Annotated in this window: 13 protein-coding genes; 7 read left to right on the forward strand and 6 right to left on the reverse strand. The window is 54.9% G+C overall.

Features of this window, described 5'->3' with window-relative positions; genetic code table 11:
- Together RT614_RS24270 and RT614_RS24275 are read left to right on the forward strand one after the other, a co-directional pair.
- The coding region (locus RT614_RS24270; protein WP_313624729.1) for a DUF262 domain-containing protein at positions 1-1,706 on the forward strand (1,706 nt) is incomplete at its 5' end.
- Between the two features lie 143 nt (positions 1,707-1,849).
- Positions 1,850-3,010: a PIN domain-containing protein gene (locus tag RT614_RS24275; RefSeq protein ID WP_313624730.1), complete on the forward strand. Its 1,161-nt coding sequence runs from the start codon at positions 1,850-1,852 to the stop codon at positions 3,008-3,010.
- 90 nt (positions 3,011-3,100) lie between these two features.
- On the opposite strand, the gene RT614_RS24280 is transcribed toward RT614_RS24275, so the two are convergent.
- Together RT614_RS24280 and RT614_RS24285 are read right to left on the reverse strand one after the other, a co-directional pair.
- Positions 3,101-5,089 carry a hypothetical protein gene (locus RT614_RS24280; protein WP_313036635.1) on the reverse strand — a complete coding sequence of 663 codons (1,989 nt, stop codon included), beginning with the start codon at positions 5,087-5,089 and terminating at the stop codon, positions 3,101-3,103.
- A 154-nt stretch (positions 5,090-5,243) separates the two neighbouring features.
- Complete coding sequence (locus RT614_RS24285) at positions 5,244-6,341, reverse strand: hypothetical protein (RefSeq protein ID WP_313624731.1); 1,098 nt, start codon at positions 6,339-6,341, stop codon at positions 5,244-5,246.
- An 881-nt stretch (positions 6,342-7,222) separates the two neighbouring features.
- Between RT614_RS24285 and RT614_RS24290 the strand changes: the two genes are divergently transcribed.
- Positions 7,223-7,495 (forward strand): hypothetical protein, encoded by a 273-nt coding sequence (locus RT614_RS24290; protein WP_146074693.1) that lies wholly within the window; start codon positions 7,223-7,225, stop codon positions 7,493-7,495.
- A 227-nt stretch (positions 7,496-7,722) separates the two neighbouring features.
- Here RT614_RS24290 and RT614_RS24295 read toward each other — a convergent pair whose 3' ends face one another.
- The 4 genes from RT614_RS24295 to RT614_RS24310 are packed head-to-tail and all read right to left on the reverse strand — an operon-like array spanning position 7,723 to position 12,035.
- Entirely contained in the window at positions 7,723-8,205 is a 483-nt protein-coding gene (locus tag RT614_RS24295; RefSeq protein WP_313624732.1) for a Mov34/MPN/PAD-1 family protein, read from the reverse strand.
- The gene (locus tag RT614_RS24300) at positions 8,193-9,833 is read right to left on the reverse strand and encodes a ThiF family adenylyltransferase (protein ID WP_313624733.1); all 1,641 of its coding nucleotides are present in this window, start codon (positions 9,831-9,833) and stop codon (positions 8,193-8,195) included. The genes RT614_RS24295 and RT614_RS24300 overlap by 13 nt, the downstream gene beginning before the upstream one ends.
- Positions 9,833-10,972 carry a CBASS cGAMP synthase gene (locus RT614_RS24305; protein ID WP_313624734.1) on the reverse strand — a complete coding sequence of 380 codons (1,140 nt, stop codon included), beginning with the start codon at positions 10,970-10,972 and terminating at the stop codon, positions 9,833-9,835. The genes RT614_RS24300 and RT614_RS24305 overlap by 1 nt, the downstream gene beginning before the upstream one ends.
- Entirely contained in the window at positions 10,965-12,035 is a 1,071-nt protein-coding gene (locus RT614_RS24310; RefSeq protein ID WP_236747602.1) for a CBASS cGAMP-activated phospholipase, read from the reverse strand. The genes RT614_RS24305 and RT614_RS24310 overlap by 8 nt, the downstream gene beginning before the upstream one ends.
- 392 nt (positions 12,036-12,427) lie before the next feature.
- Between RT614_RS24310 and RT614_RS24315 the strand changes: the two genes are divergently transcribed.
- From RT614_RS24315 to RT614_RS24330, 4 genes are all read left to right on the forward strand, one after another.
- Positions 12,428-13,369: a helix-turn-helix transcriptional regulator gene (locus RT614_RS24315; protein WP_063568525.1), complete on the forward strand. Its 942-nt coding sequence runs from the start codon at positions 12,428-12,430 to the stop codon at positions 13,367-13,369.
- A 206-nt stretch (positions 13,370-13,575) separates the two neighbouring features.
- A complete protein-coding gene (locus RT614_RS24320; RefSeq protein WP_313624735.1) occupies positions 13,576-16,506 on the forward strand; it encodes an ATP-dependent DNA helicase in 2,931 nt (976 codons plus the stop codon).
- Positions 16,506-18,362, forward strand: a complete 1,857-nt coding sequence (locus tag RT614_RS24325) for a site-specific DNA-methyltransferase (protein ID WP_313624736.1) — start codon at positions 16,506-16,508, stop codon at positions 18,360-18,362. The genes RT614_RS24320 and RT614_RS24325 overlap by 1 nt, the downstream gene beginning before the upstream one ends.
- Entirely contained in the window at positions 18,352-21,033 is a 2,682-nt protein-coding gene (locus RT614_RS24330; protein ID WP_313624737.1) for a TnsA endonuclease N-terminal domain-containing protein, read from the forward strand. Before RT614_RS24325 ends, RT614_RS24330 begins: the two co-directional genes overlap by 11 nt.
- Positions 21,034-21,091 lie beyond the last annotated feature (58 nt).

Raw genomic sequence — 21,091 nt, forward strand, 5'->3', positions numbered from 1 at the left:
AGGGAGGCTCCGAAATTCTACCGGTTGGTGTCTACCTGAAGGGGGAGCTTACGCGAGGTGTCGACACTCTCCACATAATCGATGGTCAACAGCGGTTGACGACTCTACAGTATGTCTTGGCCGGTATCCGTTTAGCCACCCGCGAGCTCGAGATTGAGGACTATGAGTCTTATTTGGCCGCCGTGCTGGATAACCCAAACCCCAGCACCATGGCCAACGCGGCCGTTGAAGTATTCAAAGTCTGGCCGACGTTCTCCGATCAGAAGGCATTTGTTGAGGCCATGACCGCTGACCAGTTGGTTACGCTGCAATCCCGGTTCCCCGAGCACTTCACCAAATCCGGCACCCTCCGGCAAATTGGCATCACTCATCCTGCGGCGTTGGACGCCATCTGGAATTTCGCCGATTGGGCCTTGAACTGGATCAAGGACAACGGTGGCGCTGATGCCGTCGAAGCGTTGGTTCTGGCGATCTTGACCGACCTAAAAGTGGTGATGATTCAGTTAGAGAAAGACGATGATGCCCAGGTTATTTTTGAAACCTTGAACGGTCGTGGAGCGAAGCTCGATGCTACGGACTTGATCCGTAATTACTTGTTTATGAGTGTCGACAGCGCCACTGAAGATTCAGCATTGCTGTACGACGGTAAGTGGAAGCAGTTTGAAGAAGAAACGTGGAAAACCAAAGAGCGCCGAGGTCGCATCACTAAACCACGGTTGGAGTGGCTGATTTTTTCTGCTATTCGTGCACAGACTGGGCAGGAAGGCGATCTGGCCCGACTGTACGTAGATTTTAAAAGCCACTCTCAAGGTAAGACCACAACCCAGCAATTGGATATGCTTGATACCTATGCCAAGCATTATCTTCAACTGATCGAAGGAGAAGGCCCCTTGCCTGTAGCCAGGTTCGGCAGACGTCTCCAGCCCTTTGACACTACAACCACCCATCCACTTGCATTGCGCATTTCAATAGCCGACTTGCCGGACAGCGAGAAGACAGCGATGTTCAACGATATCGTCTCCTATGTCGTACGCCGTGCAGTTTGTGGCCTGACCCCTAAGAACTACAACAACTGGTTCATGTCGATGCTGCGCCAATGGATCAAAGGGCCTATGACCCGTGTCGCGTTGAGAGACCTTCTAGCCTCATCACCCAGCAGTCCTGTGTCACGCTGGCCTGACGACGATGAATTCACACATGCCCTCCAGACAGCAGCTATTTACTACGGCAACCTTGACGCAGGTCGGTGCCGCATGTTGCTCACTGAGTTGGAAGGCTGGCTACGCTCGACCAAGCGCACTGAAGAGCCCACCATCCCAGACTTGTCCAACCTTGATATCGACCATATCTTGCCGAGATCCTGGTATGAGCATTGGGCACTCTCCGATGGCTCCAAGGCGACATCCGTCGATGCCCAATTCGCAGAACAACAAGAGCTCATGGGCGGTATCCTATCAAGTCAGGACCAGGCTATCCGTCAGCGTGACAAGGCAATCCCGACGTTGGGTAATCTCACATTGTTAAACCTGTCGGTCAACCGTGAGGCGCAGAACAAGTCGTTCCCCATTAAGAAAAATCTGCTGATCGCTAACACTGTGCTGAGCATCAACGGCAGCTTGATGACTGAAGACGCCTGGGACGAGGACGCCATAGTGACTCGCTCTAAAGTTTTAGCCGAAGCTGCCAAGAGTCTCTATCCTCGCTAAAAAACGCTCTCCCGATTTCAAAATTCCTCTAATTAGTTCAAACCGCTCTTTTCTTAGCGACTGTTCACGATAAGGAACCTATTGGTTAGGGAATATGCTGAGGCTCGTGTAATAAGAATTGCTTAGGAATAGAAGTATCCGACATGGATCTAAATGACGACCAAATCAAAGATGCGATCGCTGGAGAAGAAATTTCAGCGATCACTCTGGACACGTCCATCTTTTCAGAAAACGGCAATCGTTTCGAACACGGTTTGCTTGCTCGACTTAAACAATTCAATGACACAAATATTCGTGTCGTACTGTCAGAAGTGGTTGTTCAAGAGGTGAGATCTCATGTGATATCAGAAGCCATCGATGGGCAGACCAAAGTTCGAGCTGGGCTAAAGTCCGCCAGCAAGGCTTGGCAATTCAATCCAGAGCGCCAAGATGACGCTATGCGTGCACTTTTCGGAGATGAGACACCGGAGCAACATGCTCATCGAAGAATAAGCGCTTTCATCGAATCCTCAGCAGTAGAAACAGTCGAATCCGCTAGTCGAGTGAGTGTCGCCCGTATCCTAGATGACTACTTTTCGGCTACTCCTCCTTTTGGAAAATCAGCAGCTAAGAAGAGCGAGTTCCCAGACGCATTTGCGCTCCAGGCACTGGAGCACTGGGCCAAAGAGCAGGATCTCCAGCTACTTGTCGTATCGAAAGATTCCGATTGGGTTCGATATTGCAAGACCTCCCCTCACTTAGTAGCTACCCACGACCTTGCAAACGCACTGAGCTACTTTCATCAAAATGCTGAGGTCGCTTGTGCTCGACTAATCAAACGGTTTAATCAGGATCCGCTACCAATTGAGCGCGCTATAGAAAATGCAGTGCGGGATGCTACAGATCATATGATGTTCATGCCGGAAGTAAGCTCGGGTTATTTCTATGACGCAGATGTTTATGACATCAACGTTGCTTCTATTTATATAGAAAACGACTTAAAAACGCGTAAACCGTTTCGAGTAATCGATAAACCAGACGAAGATGTGCTGGTTATTGAAGCTGCCGTAGAAGCGACGATTGAAGTCTCCTCTTCCTTCGATTTTTCGGTTACAGATCCAATTGATAAAGATGAGGTTTCCATTGGTTCAGCCTCGGCAACGGTTGACGTGCCTATGGATCTAAGGGTCATCCTGACGTTCGAGGGTGACCTCGCAGGAGACGCCGAATTGGTTGAAGTTGAGGTCGAGCCGGATAGCCGAAGGATTGCCGTCGATTATGGCGATGTGGGCCCTGACTGGGGACCAGACCCCGGCGAAGAATAAGAGCGCCACAGCTAGCAATGACCGCTTCGGGTTGCTGATTCACCCGGCTGGTGCCGCTCACGAGATCCGAGCGGCACCAATCAGCGTTCCCTACATCCGCTTGAACGAACTATCTAACAACTCAGCCATGCGCTCGCTACCATCGTTCGAGCGCAGCCATGCATAGTGGCGCTCCACCGTTACAGGGCGATCATTGAGAACCAGCGCTGCCGTCTTGTAATCCCCTCCGTTCGCCTTCAAGATCGATGTTGCAACGATATGCCGGAAGGCGTGGGCGCGAATCCCGACACAGCGCACGAGGTATCGAGCTGTGAGTTTGGCCACATGCCGACTCAGCCCCTCCCAAGGCCTGTGCTCTGTCACGCCATGGGACGGCATCGCCAGGAAGACCAAGTCAGTCGGCTCGCGCAATAGCTTGGGTCGGAAATTGAATAGGTAGCGCTCAATATCTCGCCAAGCGGACGCATGAACCTGGCTGTCATAGTCCCCATCACCCGCCGCTCCCTTCACGTTCTTGAACTTCGTCCTTGAGATGCGAATCCACCACGACTTGTCAGAACGCTGGTACAACTCGCCTGTGTTATCGGCTCTCCAAGTCAAGCTTGCAAGCATACGAAACCGCAGCGGGTTGCTTATCAGCATTCTCAAAAGCACCAAATCACGGGCCCAGAAGGCCTCTCTGCGGGGCTGACCAACTGGGCGATCAGCACGAATCCGCTGGATCATATCGGCCATGGCATCCATTGGCTGTGGGGCTTGCAGAATGTGCTTCAAGGGCTCCATGGAACCTCTGGAAGCGACAATCTCATCCTTGTACGACTGCATTAACTGGTCAAGCAGCTCAAACTGACGCTGGCACAGCGTCTCCCAGTCATAGCTCCAGTATTTCTCCGGAAGAGTTTTCAGGAGCTCGGGGCGTTGTCGCAAATAGCCAACCTCAGGGCGCACAATCGACCCAATGAACCCAAAGAACTGTCGCACTCCACGGTTCAGAGCACCCACCCGTTTGCGGTGCCATTCCACGTATTGCTCAATATGGTCAGGCACTGCCAGCCAACCCATTGTTTCGGCCACTTCGTTAGCCATACCCAACCCACCCTCACTTTTGTCGAGACTGAGCCAACCGAGATACGAGGCCGTCTTGTACCAATTGATTCTTGCTGACGGTACCTCTCGGCCATCCAGAAACTCAAACCAACTCGATGGCCTTAGCGGTGTGATGGGGCAGGGAGAAAACCGCCACTTGGCGAGGCGGCTGCGCTTATAGCTTGGGACGGCTGATGTTTTATATCGGAGAAAATCAGTCCATTGCTCTTGCAACAATGAGCCCTCATCGGGCTTAGCGCAGAACTGCAACTTCGTGAGCTCCACAATCTTTTGATTGAACGGCACAGGCGCTGGCGTGCCACCGACATTTGGTTTGAAGCCGTAAGGACGCATCCCGGAAAGGTTCACCAGTAGGTTTCTTTCCAGGCCGAAGAAGCCTTCCAGGCGCAGCAGGTATCGAGCACTACCCGCGCGAGGAATCTTCCCGTGCAACCAGCCCCAGAGCATGTCTTTTGGGATGCCTGCTCGCCGGGCTACATGGGCAACGGGTAGGTCTGCAATTACGCTTCGGAGCGTCTGCTGGAACGGCGTCTGACTGTCGGCACCCAGGGCCGCTGTCGTGTCTAGCTCGACGACGGCCTCTTTCCAGCGTCGCATCATTGATCGATTGTTGGAGATGTCTCGGTTCGATTTTCCTTCGTCCACCAGAGAGTTAAAGAAGCGCTCCAGGGCTTCCATGTGGCTAACGCGCATCTCGCTGCCGATGACATCATCCATGCTCAAGCGATTGGCCCGTAGAAAGCTTCGCAACACGGTTGCGCGGTTTGCTGCGGTCTGGGCGTTGATGGTTTGGAGATCAACTTGGCGATTCAGGTTTTCGAGCAGTACTCGATAGGTTAATGGCTGGCTCATAAATCTCTTTCTAGCCGAACCACCTTGGTTTTCTGCCGTCTGCGAAGCAGTTATAGACGACGGAGTGAAATACCTGACGATTTTGTAATTATCTGATTTTTTGGATTTATTCCCTTTCACGGCTTTTCACCTTTCAACTGAAAAGGGGTACAAACCTCAGGTAATCATCGGGCAAAGGTGGCTCAGCAAAAAAGCTTCGCCTACGGTATAGGCAAATGAGCTGAATCATGACCGTAGTCATGCCGGTTTGATCGACTTGTGCGCAGTTGAGCTACTACGCGGCTTTCCAAGCCGCCTTGTGTACTTCGACCTTCGTGCCATCTGCGGTGAACCGATAGTCAACAATCTTGCACGATCGTGGCGTGCCAGGAGCCTTGAGCTTGTCGAGCGCCTCACACAACCCTTTCCGGAAATTGCTGAACCTGGATTCATAGCCAGACAGGTCATAGAGCTTCTTCACATCAAGCCAAAGCGGAGCTTGATGCGTGGCATAAAAGCTTGCCAGCCATCCCTGGAGCCCCGTGTAGTGAGCCATCTTTTGATCGAACCCAGACCACGCACCAGGGCCGAAAAGCTCGGCAACAGACTCTCCCACCTGCAGCCATAGTCGGTCGCTTCCCCTCGGTCGCCCTACCTCAACCAGCGATCCGGAGCCCTGCTCGCTGTCTTCGAATGAAGCTGAGAGAAGTTTGGGCACCTCGAGGTTTAGACGCTCTTTGCGAATACGCAGTTGAGCAAAGCTCAAGCGCAACAGGCTTGCACGTGTCGAGCGATGAAGAATGGTGCTGTATGAACGCCCCATCCTCTGGGTGAACTCATAGAAGTTGGTTGCCACGTACCTGCGCTCCATCTCTCGGGAAAGAGGGCGCTCGCGGTAGTAGTCCAGACATGTTGCATAGACGATTCGGTCAAACTGGCACAGCTCGTATCCGCTAAGCTCAACCGTCACGTTGTTGAATGACGCGATTTTCTTGTTGGCGACCAGCAGGGAGATATCACCCGATAGAACCTGTTCATTCTTCGCCTGCACAGTACGATTGCTGGAGAATAATGAACAGCGCAGCAGTTCGTGCGGCATGATCTGGACAACATCAGACAGGCTGGGCAAGTACGTATCTACACCGTGCCGAGTCGCCTGACGGCGACGTGATGAAGTTACTTCCGCCTTGGTAGCATTTGAAGGCAGAAGCTTGACGGCATCATCGTTTCCTTTGATGCGTCGCTCGCTGGATCGAGCAAGGGAAGACAACGTGCTCGACGCTTCGAGCAGCTTCTCTCGTTCAAGAGGGGCCGCATCCGTAGCGGCCCGGGCTGTAGCGTCGGCAAGAGCGCGAAACTTTTGGGTACGGGATACGTCTTGGAGCTTAGTCATTCTTCCTCCCATGGCATGCGCCCTGGAAGCCATCACTCCTCCCTTTGGGAGAACGGAAAATGACTTGAAGTGTCTCGGGACGAGACACTTCGTCCTTGATCGATGATATTTCTGCGCTACTCATAAACTCTATGGAAAAGTGAATTCCGATGTATAGCTCCGCATTGGAGATCCTTGACGGAGTCAATACGCACCGGAGAGTTCCCCCCCCCACCTGATTCTGTGACATTGCCTGGGCGAAAATAGCGCTCAAAACCACTTGTAGGCTACAGCACGTTTACTTGTAGGCTACAGCATCAAAACTTGTAGGCTACAGCACGAAAGCTTGTAGGCTGCAGCACACGGACCGGGCTGACGACAGAAAACACATCGCAAATAAGCGGAGTTTTGCGCGAGAGAACACCGCCATAGACTATGTAGACTCTGTAGCATGCATAGCCCCCCTCATAGGATGGAGCCGAAATCTTGAGGTGATGCGCAAGCAAGGAGTCATCTCGCTACCTGGTCGCATTGCAACTCGTCCTTCGGTTTGAGAACGCCCTCGGGCAAGGACGTTCGGTTTCTGCACCCAGGGCTGAGGGGTGGACGACCTCTGCACCCACTCGACCTCGCCAGCGGGATCCGTAAACCCGGAGCGTCGTACAAGGAGCTTGGTCACACAGCTGGTGTTGCGGCCACCGGCCGCCTGGGTGCGGCATCGGCTTGAGGCTTTCTTGCTATGGCCGCTCGCGGCATCGAAGCGCCTAGCTGACAAGTGCCGGCTTGCCCTTTTGGTATTTCATGGGCAAGCCATTGCCATCCACACCTGAAGAAATTCAAGCCAAATCATGGGTCACGGACCGGAGCTATACCTTAGGACGTACAACCCTAAAGGTATGCTCATGCTGAAAAAATCCCTTCTTTCTGTTTCGTGCGCACTGGCGTTTGGCGCTGTCGCGCTGCCGGCCGTGGCATCGTCGTTCTATCTTGTGGTGCCCATTCCGGTAGCCGAGAAGGTGACCGAACCTGAGGAGCCCATTACAGTCTCCTTGGCTGGGGCTGAGTTGCCGGACGGTCAACGAAACAAAGCCTACAGCGAGAGCCTGCAGGCTTCGCCCGCCATTGGAGAAAGTGGCGGTGTAGCTGACGGTGTAAGTGGCGGTGTAAATTGCTAGGCGATCTAATAAGTCATCCAGCAGTCCGAGGCATCGCAACTCGATCTGCGGCTGATGCGCTCACATTGAGCGCGGATGCCCAGTTTCTGCACCCAGAGCCGAGGTGGTACAGGCGGGGAATCGACTAGCCCCTACGGAACGCAGGAGCCAACAACCGAATAGGGCTGCGGCCGCTGGCCGCCTGGGTGCCAGATTTGTTGTCCTATGCGTTGTCGGTCGAGTAGGGCCTATTCCGACAATTCTATTGGCGACAGCACCTTACCTTGAGTGCCATCAATGAGTTCCGCATGTATTGCTTTCGTACCGACCACGACGACCAAAATGGGCGTTAACTTAGGCCGTTGAAGTACCAATTTCCCCCATTCACGCCGGTCGATGCTTGACGGAGTCGGCACCCTCTGCGGGTGAGTGTGCCACTCTCCAAGATAGTCGATCTGCTTTTCGCCCTGGCGCCAGGCTTGTTCAGCAAGTTCCGCATGCCCATCAGCTTCACGAACAAAGGAAAATGCTGAGCGGCTGTCTTTAGGACTCGGTTCCGTTGCAAGCATGACCTCAAGATGCTTGCCGCGCCTGCGCCCTAAGAGAATGCCTCCGCCCTCCGGCTGCCAAAAGAATCGTTGCCGATAACGCTTGAAAACCCTGAGAACATCTGGCGAAAAAACCACTAGGTTGCGTTTGTCCGCAGTCGACCATTCAGCTACGAATGGCATGCTGCACACGTGGGTTGCCGCACTGGATCGCTATCGGGTGCGGCTTGACTAAAGCCAGGTCGAGTCACTCGAGTGCGCAGCCGTGGGCTAGGTTGGTTCGCCGCCCAACTGGTTGTCATTTCGATAGCCAGGCATGCGGCCTGAACCGAGACGCTGGCTGGGAAGGGTACATATAAGCTTTCGCATCCGTGCCCCGCCAACTCGATCGGCACCGGCTCGTTTACTACGGGGTGAAGCGAGATTCGATGGGCGTCTGAAAGGCAGCGAGTGCATGCTGCTTGCTCAGTGTCGCGAAACAGAGCTCGTACTGCGACGCCAGGCCCCTCAACCCACACAGACAGCGTCGGGACAAAATTCCCTGAGTCAGTGGTTGCGCGTGTCAGGTAGTGGCCTAATGCTTCTTCTCCTGTTGCATTGATGATCAAGTCGAAGGAGGTCAGGTCGACTTCCTCCGCTCTCACGGGTAGGCTTCGAATCTTAGCCGTCGGCGCTGCGAGCGAAAGCTCTTCCCTTAGAGCATTGGACTTCTTCTGTAATGCTCGATTTAGCCCTAGGCGGTGTCTGCCGACATTTTGTGGAAGCAGGATATCTGGATCAATGAGGGCCAAATCGCCATTATTCAGGCCAGCGCCAGCCTTCACCAGCAATTCCGCCAGAAAGCCTCCGATGGTTCCACACCCAAGAAGGGCGATGCGCTTGCCCGCTAGAGTCGGATTCCCAGGCACGTTGCGTTCGGCGACGTATTTATCGTCCATTCTGATCGAAATCATAGGATGCACTTTTGAGGCGTAGAGCATTACTCTTGGATCTTGTCGTGATCGAGAGTCCTGCTGATCTTTGACTTCGAAATCAGCCCAGAAGGCGTACTGTGTCAATGGTGAATCTACGACGCACAGTGCCACGCTCTGCCTGGCAGACATCGATTGAAGCAACCGGCGCTCTATGTTGCGCCTTGCCGCCGGATCAAGCATCCCCTGCCATTTCAACATCGCGGCTACCGTTGGAGGTGGCCATACACCTTGTGATGGTTTTGGTTTTGCAGAAGTGCTTACCCTGAAAGCAGCTCCCTTCAGTACTTCTCGCTCTTGGAGCGACATGGCCTGAAGCTTCTCGCGAGTGCGGGTTACATCGTTAGTGACGAATACAGCGCTGATTTCGGCATTGCCGCGCCTGGCAAACAGGATGTCGAGTGCTCCTGGATCGCCGGGGTAGATGTCAAGAAAGCAGAGATCACCATGCCAGAACGCGAAGAACTCGTCCTCTAGGTCCTGATCCATCTTGCCGCGCAACGATAGATCCAAGACTTCCTCGGCCCGATCAAGGCAGCCTAACGTCTGGCCAGCGATGTCAAAAATATCCAGAACGACGCTCCCTTGGGCGGCGTAACAGATTTGGCCGTTGGCACCGACATGGGCTAAAACACTCGGCGTTCCACGGGGTAGCTGTACACCAATGCGAGGAAGCTCCACGCCGGCCGGATCAACAGCTACATACGCTGCGTGTGTGGCGTCTGCTGCTGCCATGACCCCTTTGAACGCTAGCCAATCGTTCGCATCCCGCCCTATGTAGGCGAACCCTCGTGATTTCATCGCGCGGGTAAGCTTAGACAGCTGGGTCTCGTCGCTCATCAGCCGGCCTGAGTACGCCCTACGAGCGGCGTTGACACAATCGCTGCCGGAGTGGCTTGAACCACTGCTGTAGCGGAGCTTGCTTTGACGCGCTCAGGGGCATTCGGGAACCTTGGTCCGAACTGCCCTTGTACCCAGATGATCGCCTGGCTTGGCGAGCTAGCATGAATCGCTCCCCGGAGCGACCTTTCAAGCTGCTCCAGCTTCTGCGCAGCATCCTCGACGCCAGGCGCTCCGAGGCGCTCCGTTAGCGACTCATTGGGGTCTGTCGGGCAAAGAACGCCTTCTCGCAGGGCCCCGGGCAGGCTATCAAGCAAGTCGAGCAAAGCAAGGTCGTCTCTGCGATCACGCGAATCGAACAAAGGAGCCGCCGCAGCCATAAGAAGGATCGATGACGGGCCTCCCTGTACCCACTGCCAGTCCCTAAAGGCTTTGAGATAGCGAACAACCCTGCGGAACTGTTCGCCGTGTCGTTCTACCTCGCCGAGGAACCACCGCTTTACTGGTCGTGGATCAGACTTAACCCAGTCGTCTTCCCGGTGGGCGAGGAGCACCTGATCGTGCGGTAGTGCTGTCCAAGCATCGCGTTCGGCGCGTTTCATCGCCTCATCAAGAGCGTAGTAGCCGTGTGTAGAGAGAGCTGCTTTGCGCAGCTGTTCAAACTGCTCATCCGGAATTGCGTACAAAGGAACGTCGATATGAGCGAACTGGGCTATTTCAATACGAATACACGTTGGCTTGTCAGTAATGAGGCGCCATTTGCGTTCTTGAACCAGTGGCATCAGGGCTGTTTCAGCTGCCGCGAAAAACACCTTGCTGGCTATGCTTGGCTTCGAGGTGAGCCGCATGAAACTCAGCGGCAGGTAAGCGCCATCATCGATGTCCGCTTGTTGCTCTGGATACGCAGGTGCGTTGAGCGTCTTGTATGCCCAAGATCCTTGCGTGAAAAAGCGCGGCTGAACAGCCGCCCCTGGGTGCCCAAGCTCTTTAAGAACGGCCGGAAGCCCGGTGCGCAACTGGGTACGGATAGCCTCCTTGGCTTCCAGGATGAACTCGCAACGTTGATCCGAAAGGGTGATGTTATCCAGGAGCGTAGGTTGTTCCACGCCAGAGTAGAAGAGAGGGCTCAGGTTAAGCATGGTGGTTCTCCACGGTTTTGTTAGGCCCGTGGAAGAACACGGGGGTGGCGGCGGTGTGATTCAAAAATGGTGTCAGTGCCTTATCACCCAGAGCCCGACGGGCGGCCTGTGTTCCTCGGCTCTTTAGCACTTCGATGGAGGCTGGAGTGACCACATCGAGAGCTGCAATGTCCTTGCTCTGATCCGGTGTGGCAGGGTCATCGATCCGGACATAGTCTTCCTCGAGCAGATGGCTCAGCATCGCGTCGACAGAGTGTTCTTGCGAAGATATGACGAGGTCGAAGATTCGTGTTCCCCATTGTTTGATACCCCAGTCAAGGCCCGTGCTGCCACTTTTCGTTGCACCCAGGGTCATCGTCCCAATCGCAAGGACTCGGACGTTTCCTTTCCCGCGCGGCACCCCCAAGGCGTGGTGGGCCTCATGTAAGCCAAAGAAGCCTGGAGAGTTGCCGACCAGACCACCATCAGCAAAGACACCTTCTTCTCCGATGGCGTGCAGCGGGAAGTACGTCGGCGCTGCGGCAGTCGCCAACCCGACATCCACAAGCTTGCGCTTGTAGTCCATGAAGAACCTTGGGGAGTGTGGCGTCTTGAAGAACTGCCCGTTGCCCTTGGAGTAGTTAACCGTCGGGATAAGTACGCGATGCTTCAGGTCGCCGAGGGTGAGATCGCCAAAGTTTTCGGTTAGGACTGCCTTCAGTCCGTCGGGCGCATATTTGGCTTTGAAGATTGGAGGAAGAAGGCGCCTGATCCCTGAGCCACCAAAAATGCGACTGCCATGGTGCTCGAACATGTCTTGCAACTGAGGCGCCGGAATCTCGGCTGCTAGCCCTAAAGCAAGCAAGCCACCAGCTGAGGTTCCGCAGATCAAATCGAACCGCTTGGCCAGCGGCGTTCCCAGCTGCTCCTCCAGGTGCTTCAAGACGGTGGCGGTGTACAGCCCCCGGAAGCCGCCGCCGGATAGCGCCAAAACATGGAAGGGAGCTGTAGCGCCAGTCTGGCTTCCTAGATCCTGACTAGGCTCTGCGCCTTGGTCTGGCAAGTGAGTGTCGTGCCCAGTCAACATCCAAATTCCTCCTTCATCACGAGCGAGTAGGACCAATGCAAGGGTTCGGTCAGGGGCGAGCGATGCGCCCGTGCTGTGCAAGATGGACGTTGATCTGGCATGTAGGTCACCGTATCTCGCGACGCACACCCTTGAACGGGGTCTTGTCCGATGTTTTAACGTCCATGAAGCGGCCTGTTCCGGTATCACGTTTGACGTAATGACCAGAAGGGGTCTGTGTTTGGCTGCGATCTCGCACCGCGCCAACTCGATGGCCGTCTCCGACTGGATGGTTTTTTGCCATGTAAGCCTCCATTCATAGTTCGTGAGATCACTATACATCATCAAACTGATTAGATCAAGCACATAAATATATCGCTTTACGTCGCATGGTTTGTTATTATCTTGGGATGACTACGAACACGACTGAACAGAGACGCGCGCTACTGGATGAGCTGACTCAAGCCCAGCGTGAGCGGCTGTCGCACATAGATTTCAAGTTGTACTTCCTTGGGGAGCTGCGACGTGCTGATGTAGTGGGCCGCTTTGGCACTGGTCCGGCTGCGGCGACTCGTGACATCGCGCAGTACAGGGAGATCGCGCCTGAAAACCTGGTTCTAGACAACGTCGACAAGGTTTATCGCCCTACAGAGAGCTTCGTTCCCCTGTTCGATCATTCGCCTCAACGCGTACTAACGGCGTTGTCCCATGGGTTTGGCGAAGGGGTGGGTGATTCCCTGAAGTCGATGGTCCGATGCGAGTTTCCTACAGCGCTGAATCAGCCCAAGATGTCGGTCTTGGCACCTATTACGCGTGCCATCAACCGCGGCAAAGCGGTCAAGCTTGTCTACACATCAGTAGAAAGTGGTCGTACCGAACGTGAGATCGTTCCCATAGCCCTTGTCGACATCGGCATTCGATGGCACGTACGGGCCTTCGATCGCAGGCGTAAAGGATTCCGTGATTTCGTGCTCACTCGTATGGAGAACCCCGTCGTCTTAGAGGAGAGCCCCATCGGCGAGGAAGAAAAAGCCGAAAAGGATGTCCAGTGGAACCGGATCATTGAGCTCGAGCTAGTTCCGCATCCAAGCCACCCGCGTCCCGAGGTGGTGATGATGGATTACGACATGCCTGACGGTGTCCTGCACGTCAAAGTCCGGGCAGCGAATGCGGGTTACATGCTTCGAATGTCCACGATCGATTGTTCTCCTGACCATAGCCTTGAGGGGCTTGAGTATGCTCTTTGGCTGAAGGACCCTCTGGCACTGTACGGAGCAAGCAATGCACGATTGGCCCCGGGATATCGCGATCCTAGGCCGGATACGTCCAGGGGGCCGATTAAAGCGTTGTAAGTGTTATTTCCCTAGAGCAGATTTTCGTAGCAAAAAACTATCTTCTGAGTTTTTGGGAGTGGCGAATTTAAAGTCGAAGTAATGGTTAGTCAGGGTCTTGCCCTCGAGTAGGAGGAGCTATTGCGTATTAAGTCGAACATGGTTGGTCAGTTGGTTTTTAGCCTCAGCTTTGCTGCTGTTGGCCGAGTCGCCTATGGGGAAAAGGCATGATCTCCACTGACGCAAAGCTGCAAAGCACGGCCAATGCTCAGCAACTGGAGGCAATTCTTGCCACTGATGGCCCTGTGTTGATCATCGCCGGGCCTGGCTCAGGCAAGACGTTCACACTGGTTGAACGGATTGTCTACCTTATTACGAACAAGGGAATTGCTCCAGAGTCCCTGTTCGTAGTGACGTTTACGGACAAGGCCGCGCGCGAGCTGACCACGCGCATCTCCAATCGGCTGACCGATCTGGGCATCAAGTTCAACCTGAACGAGATGTACCTCGGCACCTTCCACTCCATCTGTCTGAGGCTGCTGGAGGACTACCGAGAGTTCACCCGGCTCAAGCGCAGCTTCACGTTGTTCGATCAGTTCGACCAGCAATACTTTCTGTACCAGCGCATCAAGGAATTCCGCGAACTGCCTGATGCCCAGCTCGTCATGGGCGACGACCAGTCGGGCCGCTGGGCGCAGTCGGAGAATCTGCTCAAGTGGCTCAACAAGGTCAGCGAAGAAGCGCTCGACGTTGCCACACTGGCCGCGGCCCCCGACGTGGAAATCCGCGCGCTGGCCGCGTGCTTTGCTAAGTACCAGGAACTGCTGCACGAGAACAACTCGCTCGACTTCTCAGGCATTCAGTACGAGGCGCTGCAGTTGCTGGAGACGCACCCCGAAGTCCTGATGCAGGTGCGCGAGAAGCTGTCTTACTTGATGGTGGACGAGTACCAGGACACCAACACCATTCAGGAGCGCATCCTCCTACTGCTGGCGGGCGAGAAAAAGAATCTGTGCGTGGTCGGCGACGATGACCAGGGCTTGTACCGCTTTCGCGGCGCGACCATCCGCAACATTCTGGAGTTCCCCGCGCTGTTCGACGAGGGCCAGTGTAAGCAGGTACAGCTGACCGTCAATTACCGTTCGCACCCGGACATCATTCGCTTCTACAACGAGTGGATGCGCGAACAAACGTGGGACGACGGCACTCGTTCTTTCCGCTTTGCCAAGCGGATTGTCCCGCGCGAGGACGACTTCCCCGACATGCCCACGACGGTGCGACTGGCTGCCAGCGATGACAAGGACGATACAACCAACTGGCATGCAGAAGTGCTGGCCTTCCTCAATGAGCTAAAGGCATCAGGTCAGCTTACAGACTGGAATCAAGTAGCATTTCTGTTCCGCTCGGTCAAAAACAACAAGGTGGTGACGCTCGCACGCTTCCTCGAAGCGCAGGGTGTGCCGGTGTTCTCGCCACGCTCGAACATGTTCTTCGAGCGAGAGGAAATCCGCCTGATGATCGGCGCGCTCCTTTTTGTTTTTCCTCAGTACGGAAATCCGCAACTTGGCGAAATAAGAAAGTGGGCACAGGATGCCAAGTTGGCAATTTGGGACTACTACGACCACCAGTGCTTCAAGCCTTTCATAGACGAACTACGCAAGCCAGAAAACAAGCAGCTGCTGGAATGGGCACGCCCACTGGCCAAACGCCATGCTGTCTTGGCACAGAATACAGACTATTCCTTCTCCGGCGTGTTCTACCAACTGCTGCAATTTCCACTGTTCTCGCGTTTTCTTGCCGAAGAGGCCGTACAAGGCGTGGATAAAGGGCGTGCGGCACGCAACCTTGGTACTTTTTCCAAGCTACTAACGAAATTTGAATACCTGCATTATGTAAGCGTGCTCAACCCCGAGTTCCTGGAGAAAAACCTCCGCGACCTGTTCAACCAGTTCATCCGCTTCCTCGTCGATGGTGGCATTGGCGAGTATGAGGATGAATCCGAGTACGCACCCAAGGGCTGTGTGTCGTTCCTCACCATCCACCAGTCCAAGGGGCTGGAGTTTCCGGTGGTGGTGTGCGGCTCGCTGGAGGCGGTGCCGCGCAAGCAGTACGGCGCGCTCGACGTGCTGCTGGAAGACGGCGGTTACCTCTCCAAAGAGCGCTTCGAGCCGCTCGACCACATCAAGAACTTCGACTTCTGGCGGCTGTTCTACACGGCCTTCTCGCGTGCGCAGAACCTGTTGGTGCTGGCGGCGCAGGAAAAGCAAGGTCGGGGCAAGTCGCCGTCGAAGTATTTCGAGCGCCTGTTCTACGACGTGCCGAGCTGGCGCGATGTTGATTTGTCGGCGCTGACCTATGAGGCGGTCAAGCAGATCAACCTCAAGCGCGAATACTCCTTCACCTCGGACATCACCGTGTTCGAGAACTGCGCCGAACAGTACCGCTTCTTCAAGGAACTGGAATTCGCCGCCATCCGCGAAAGCCCGATGCTCTTCGGTACCTTGGTGCATCAAACCATCGAGGACATCCACAAGACCGTGCTGCGCGGCGAGGAAAGCACCATCACCTTAGACGGCATCAAGAGCTGGTTCGCGGCCAACTACGCCCTGCTGTCGAAGAAGGAGCGCGTGTACCTTGCGCCCAGCTCGCAGCAGGCCGCGTTGCTGCACGTGCTGCGCTACTACGAGCGCGAGAACGGCAACTGGGATCGCATCAAGGAAGCCGAGGTCGAGATTTCGCTGGTCAAGGATCAGTACATCCTCAAGGGCAGCGTTGACCTGATTCGCGGTGAACAAGGCACGGTCGAGATCATCGACTTCAAGTCGGAGAAAAAGCCCGACATGGAAAAGGATCGGGATCGGCTGCGCCAGTACCAGAGCCAGCTGGAGGTGTACGCCCACCTGGTTGAGGAACGCACCGGCCAGAAAGTCAGCCGGATGCACCTGTACTACACCGGCGAGGACGGCGGGAATCCCTACGTCTCCTTCAGCAAAGACGATCGCGCCATCGGCAAGACCATCGCGCGCTTCGACGACATCGTGGCCCGCATCGAGCGGCAGGACTATGGGATTGCGACACGCCCGGCCAAGCTGTGCCTGAGCTGCGACATGCGCGCCTACTGCGACAACAAGAACTGGAAATTCAGGAAGAGCAACTGATGAGCAAGAACACCCCCGCGCAGGACAGCCTGCAACTGGCCACGCCCGATGGCGGTACCACCAACGTCGAGAAGTATGAGTTCCAGCCGATCAAGGGCTACCCGATGCTCAACTGGCGCGGCAAGCGCCCGTTCACCTCGACGCAGTATTACCCGGCGCAGTTGAAGGAAGTCCACGGCGAAGAAGTGGACGGCTGGCGCAACAAGATTTTCTGGGGGGATAACCTTCAGGTGATGAGCCATCTGCTGAAGGAGTTCCGGGGCAAGGTTGATTTGATCTACATCGATCCGCCGTTTGATTCCGGCGCTGATTACAAGAAAAAGGTACAACTTGGTGGGAAGTCAACGACTACGGATCAGCCCGTCTTTGAGGAAAAGCAGTACACAGATTTATGGTCGAACGATGAATATTTGCAGTTCATGTTCGAGCGGCTTGTCCTAATGCGTGAACTGCTTTCCAAGACCGGGAGCATTTACGTTCATTGCGATTCCCACAAGTCACATCATCTTCGCTGCATCATGGAGGAAGTGTTCGGTCAGGAGCACTTCTTGAATGACGTCATTTGGTGTTATTCAGATGCCGCAAATAGCAAGAAGTACTGGAATACAAAGCACGACACAATTCTGTTTTTCAAAAAATCTGAGGAGTGGACGTTCAACTATGAAGCAGTATTGCGACCCCATACCGAGGAGAACATCAAGAAGTACCGATACGAGGATGAAAATGGCCGTTATAGACTTTTTGGTAAGAATGTAGCTGGAAGCCCCATCCAGTGGCATCGAGACGTAAGCCCTGAATGGGAAAAAACCAATCCTGAACTTGTTTTTAGACACTACCTAAAAGACGGCAGCCTTCCGTTGGACTGGTGGAACATCAATCCCGTAAACCAAGCGGCAAGAGAGCGAACTGGCTATCCAACGCAAAAACCAGAAGAACTTTTGGAGCGCATTCTCCTCGCCAGCTCAAAACCGGGGGATATCGTTTTTGACTGTTTCATGGGATCAGGAACTGCCCAAGCCGTAGCAATGAAGCTCGGACGTCGCTTCATTGGTGCTGATATCAATCTCGGCGCGATCCAGACAACCACAAAACGTCTTCTGGGCGTTTCTGAGGAGCTGCGTCAGCAGAACCTTGATGGGGAAGCGAACCCCTTCACCGGATTCGAATTGCACAACGTCAACCACTATGACGTTTTCCGGAATCCGGCGCAGGCCAAGGATCTGTTGATCGAAGCATTGGAAGTTCAGAAACTCGAATTCAGCACCGTATTCGACGGCGAGAAGGATGGGCGCATGGTCAAGATCATGCCCGTCAATCGTATCGCCACCCGCGCTGACCTGAACGAGCTGATAGCAGGCTTCGACTACAAGGCATGGGAGCGCAAGCAGAACGAAAGCCCGAACCGCCCGGTCGAGAAAATCACCCTCGTCTGCATGGGCCACGAGCCGACCTTGCGAGCAGAACTGGAACTGGCCGCCAAACCCTTCAAGATCGACGTGGAAGTGGTGGACATCCTGCGCGACAAGGCCGATCTGGAGTTCAAGCGCGACTCGCAGGCCAAAGTGTCGATCAAGAAGGGCGAACTGGTCATCGAGAAGTTCTACCCGATGAACCTACTGCAAAAGCTCTCGCTGCAAAAGGAAGCGGTCGAGGACTGGAAGGAGCTGGCCGAGTCGGTGTTGATCGACTGGAACTACGATGGCGCGGTGCTACAACCGGCGGTGGTGGATATCCCGGGCAAGAACGAGATGGTCAAGGGCGTGTACAAGGTGCCGGATGACGCGGGCACCATCCGCGTGAAGATCACCGATTTGCTGTCGGAGTCCTGGGAAGGGAGCGTGACCAATGGCGACTAAACGCGCAGCCAAGGCGGTGAGCGCTTCGCTCGACTTCGCGTTCTTCCAGTTTCTCTGGCAGTTCTATCAGGCCAACCGGGGCACCATCCGCCAGCACTACAAGGAACTGACCCGCAAGTTCCTCGACTTCAACAACCCGGATCGAAACCCCAAGGCCTTCCTGCGCCAGCCGCAGTTCGAGGCGTTGGAAACCTACATCTTTCTCAAGGAGTTCCTCGGCAACGCCAAGGTCGAGGAGATCTTCCAGCAGTGGTTCGAGAAGCAAGGTCGCTTCGCTGACCGTGCCGAGGGTGGCGTGGTGTCGGGCAACGCGGGCCAGGTCGGCCTTTTCGACAAGATCACGCAAGATCAGTACAAGGCCGTGTTCGCGGCGATGCGCAAAAACTCGCGCGCCTACCCGAACTACATCTTCGCGCTGACGATGGGCACCGGCAAGACCATCCTGATGGCGACCTGCATCTTCTATGAGTTCCTGCTGGGCAACAAATTCGAGAAGGACGCGCGTTACTGCCACAACGCGCTGGTGTTCGCACCGGACAAGACGGTGTTGCAATCGCTGAAGGAGATTGAGGCGTTCGACCTCACCAGCGTGGTGCCGCCGGAGTACGTCAACTTCCTGACCACGCACCTGCGCTTCCACTACCTCGAAGAAGCTGGCACCTCGCTGGACACGCTGGATCGCTCGCGCTTCAACATCATCGTATCCAACACGCAGAAGATCATTCTCAAGCGCCAGCACAAGGAGAAAACCTCCGTTGACAAGCTGTTCGGCGCGACTGGCGAAACACTCTCGGCAACCAGCGTCTATGCTGATGCCGCCGACCTCTACAACTTCGACCAGCCGGAAGAAGAAGGTGAACTGACCACTAACCAGCGCTTCGAGAAGCTGCGCCGCCTGGAGCAGTTGGGCATCTACGTGGACGAGGCCCACCACGCCTTCGGCAAGGCGCTGGCCAAGGACATGGGCGTCGGCGCTCAAACGGACACCAGCCTGCGTACTACCATCGACATCCTGGCCGCCAGCCTGAACGCAGCGGGCACGCGCGTGGTGGCCTGCTACAACTACACTGGCACGCCCTACGTCGGGCGTGAGGTGTTGCCGGAAGTGGTGTACGCCTACGGACTGAAGGATGCCATCGACAAGGGCTTCCTCAAAAAGGTGACGCTGCACGGTTATGCCAACACCCGCACCGATGAGTTTGTGGACATCGCCATCGAGAACTTCCTGAAAGGATCAGGTGAGCTGCGCCCGGAAGGAATGCTGCCCAAGCTGGCGTTCTTTGCGGCCACCGTGGAAGAGCTGACCGAAGAGTTGAAGCCTGCCGTCGAGCGTGCGCTGCTCAAACACGGCATTCCCACCTCGCGTATCCTGGTCAACGTGGGTGACAGCAAGATCACCACCAACGACGACATCCGCGAGTTCAATCGTCTCGATACTGAAGGTTCGGAGAAGCAGTTCATCCTGCTGGTCAACAAAGGACGCGAGGGTTGGAACTGCCGTTCGCTGTTCGGCGTGGGCTTGTTCCGCGAGCCGAAATCGAAGGTATTTGTTCTGCAAGCCACCATGCGCTGTCTGCGCGCCATCGGCGAAGCCCAGCATACCGGCCACGTCTTCCTCTCGGACTCCAACCTCAACACCCTCAACGAGGAGCTACAACAGAACTTCCGCATTAGCGCTGATGAGCTTCAAAAAGTCGCCAAGGACAAGGAGCGCGTTCAGGTGCGTGTTACCGAACCACCGGTCAAGATCAAATTGGTTCGTGTGCGCAAGCAGTACAACATGCGTGATAAGGTGATTTCGCCAGGCTATGAACTGTTTCCAGAACGTCCATCCCGTGAAAAGTGGAACGAGCTGGTTGAAAAGTACCGGCTAATCGAGACGCAACAGGATGGACTAACTGCGGCGGAAGCTGCTCGAGCGTCAACGAGCCGTACCTTCGATTTGACCGCGCGGCGCGAGAAAAGAACCTTCTCGCCTATAACGTTGGTGGCAGAAGTGTCGCGCTATCTGAACCGCAGTCCACTGGAAATTGAAGAGTTGTTGGACGCAACCAAGGAGGGCACTGCGGACCTGGTTGCGATGACAAATGAGTTTAATGAGTTGCTCTATGACGAACTCATTCCACGCCTGTTTCGTCAGCTCTATGACCTTGACGAATCACAGCAAACCGAAGAGCACGAGGTCGATCTTATCAAGCTTCCGCCAAATGGCTACTACGAGGTCACAGCGGCCAAGGACAAGATGGTCCGGAGGGAAGACGCCCAAATCAAGGATGATGAGCGTGCCAAGAGCTTCCACCTCGACACCTACTGCTTCGACTCTGGCTCTGAAAGCTGGTTGTTCTGGGATCTGCTGCGTGAGCAGCGGGTGAAGAAGATTTACTTCACCGGGATGCTGACCCATGGCCAGTCTGACTTCTTCATCCAATACATTGATCCGGACTCAAGGACTGTACGTAGCTACTATCCAGATTTCGTATTTGTGAGGGAAGAGCCAGATGGTTCTGAAAAATACGTGATTGTGGAAGTCAAAGCAGACAACCAAATCGACGACGCAGTCGTTCAAGCAAAGAAGGAGTTCGCCAACCAGATTGCGGTAGCGAGCGGCATGGAATATAGGCTCATGATGTCCAGCGATGCTGACAAGCGTCATTATCGTATTTTGATGTAAGAAGCATTAACTATGTCTGGACCTAGCCATTCGAAACCCGATGAATGCTTTGATCAAG

This window comes from Achromobacter sp., from assembly GCF_032102605.1.
Lineage (GTDB): Bacteria > Pseudomonadota > Gammaproteobacteria > Burkholderiales > Burkholderiaceae_B > Achromobacter.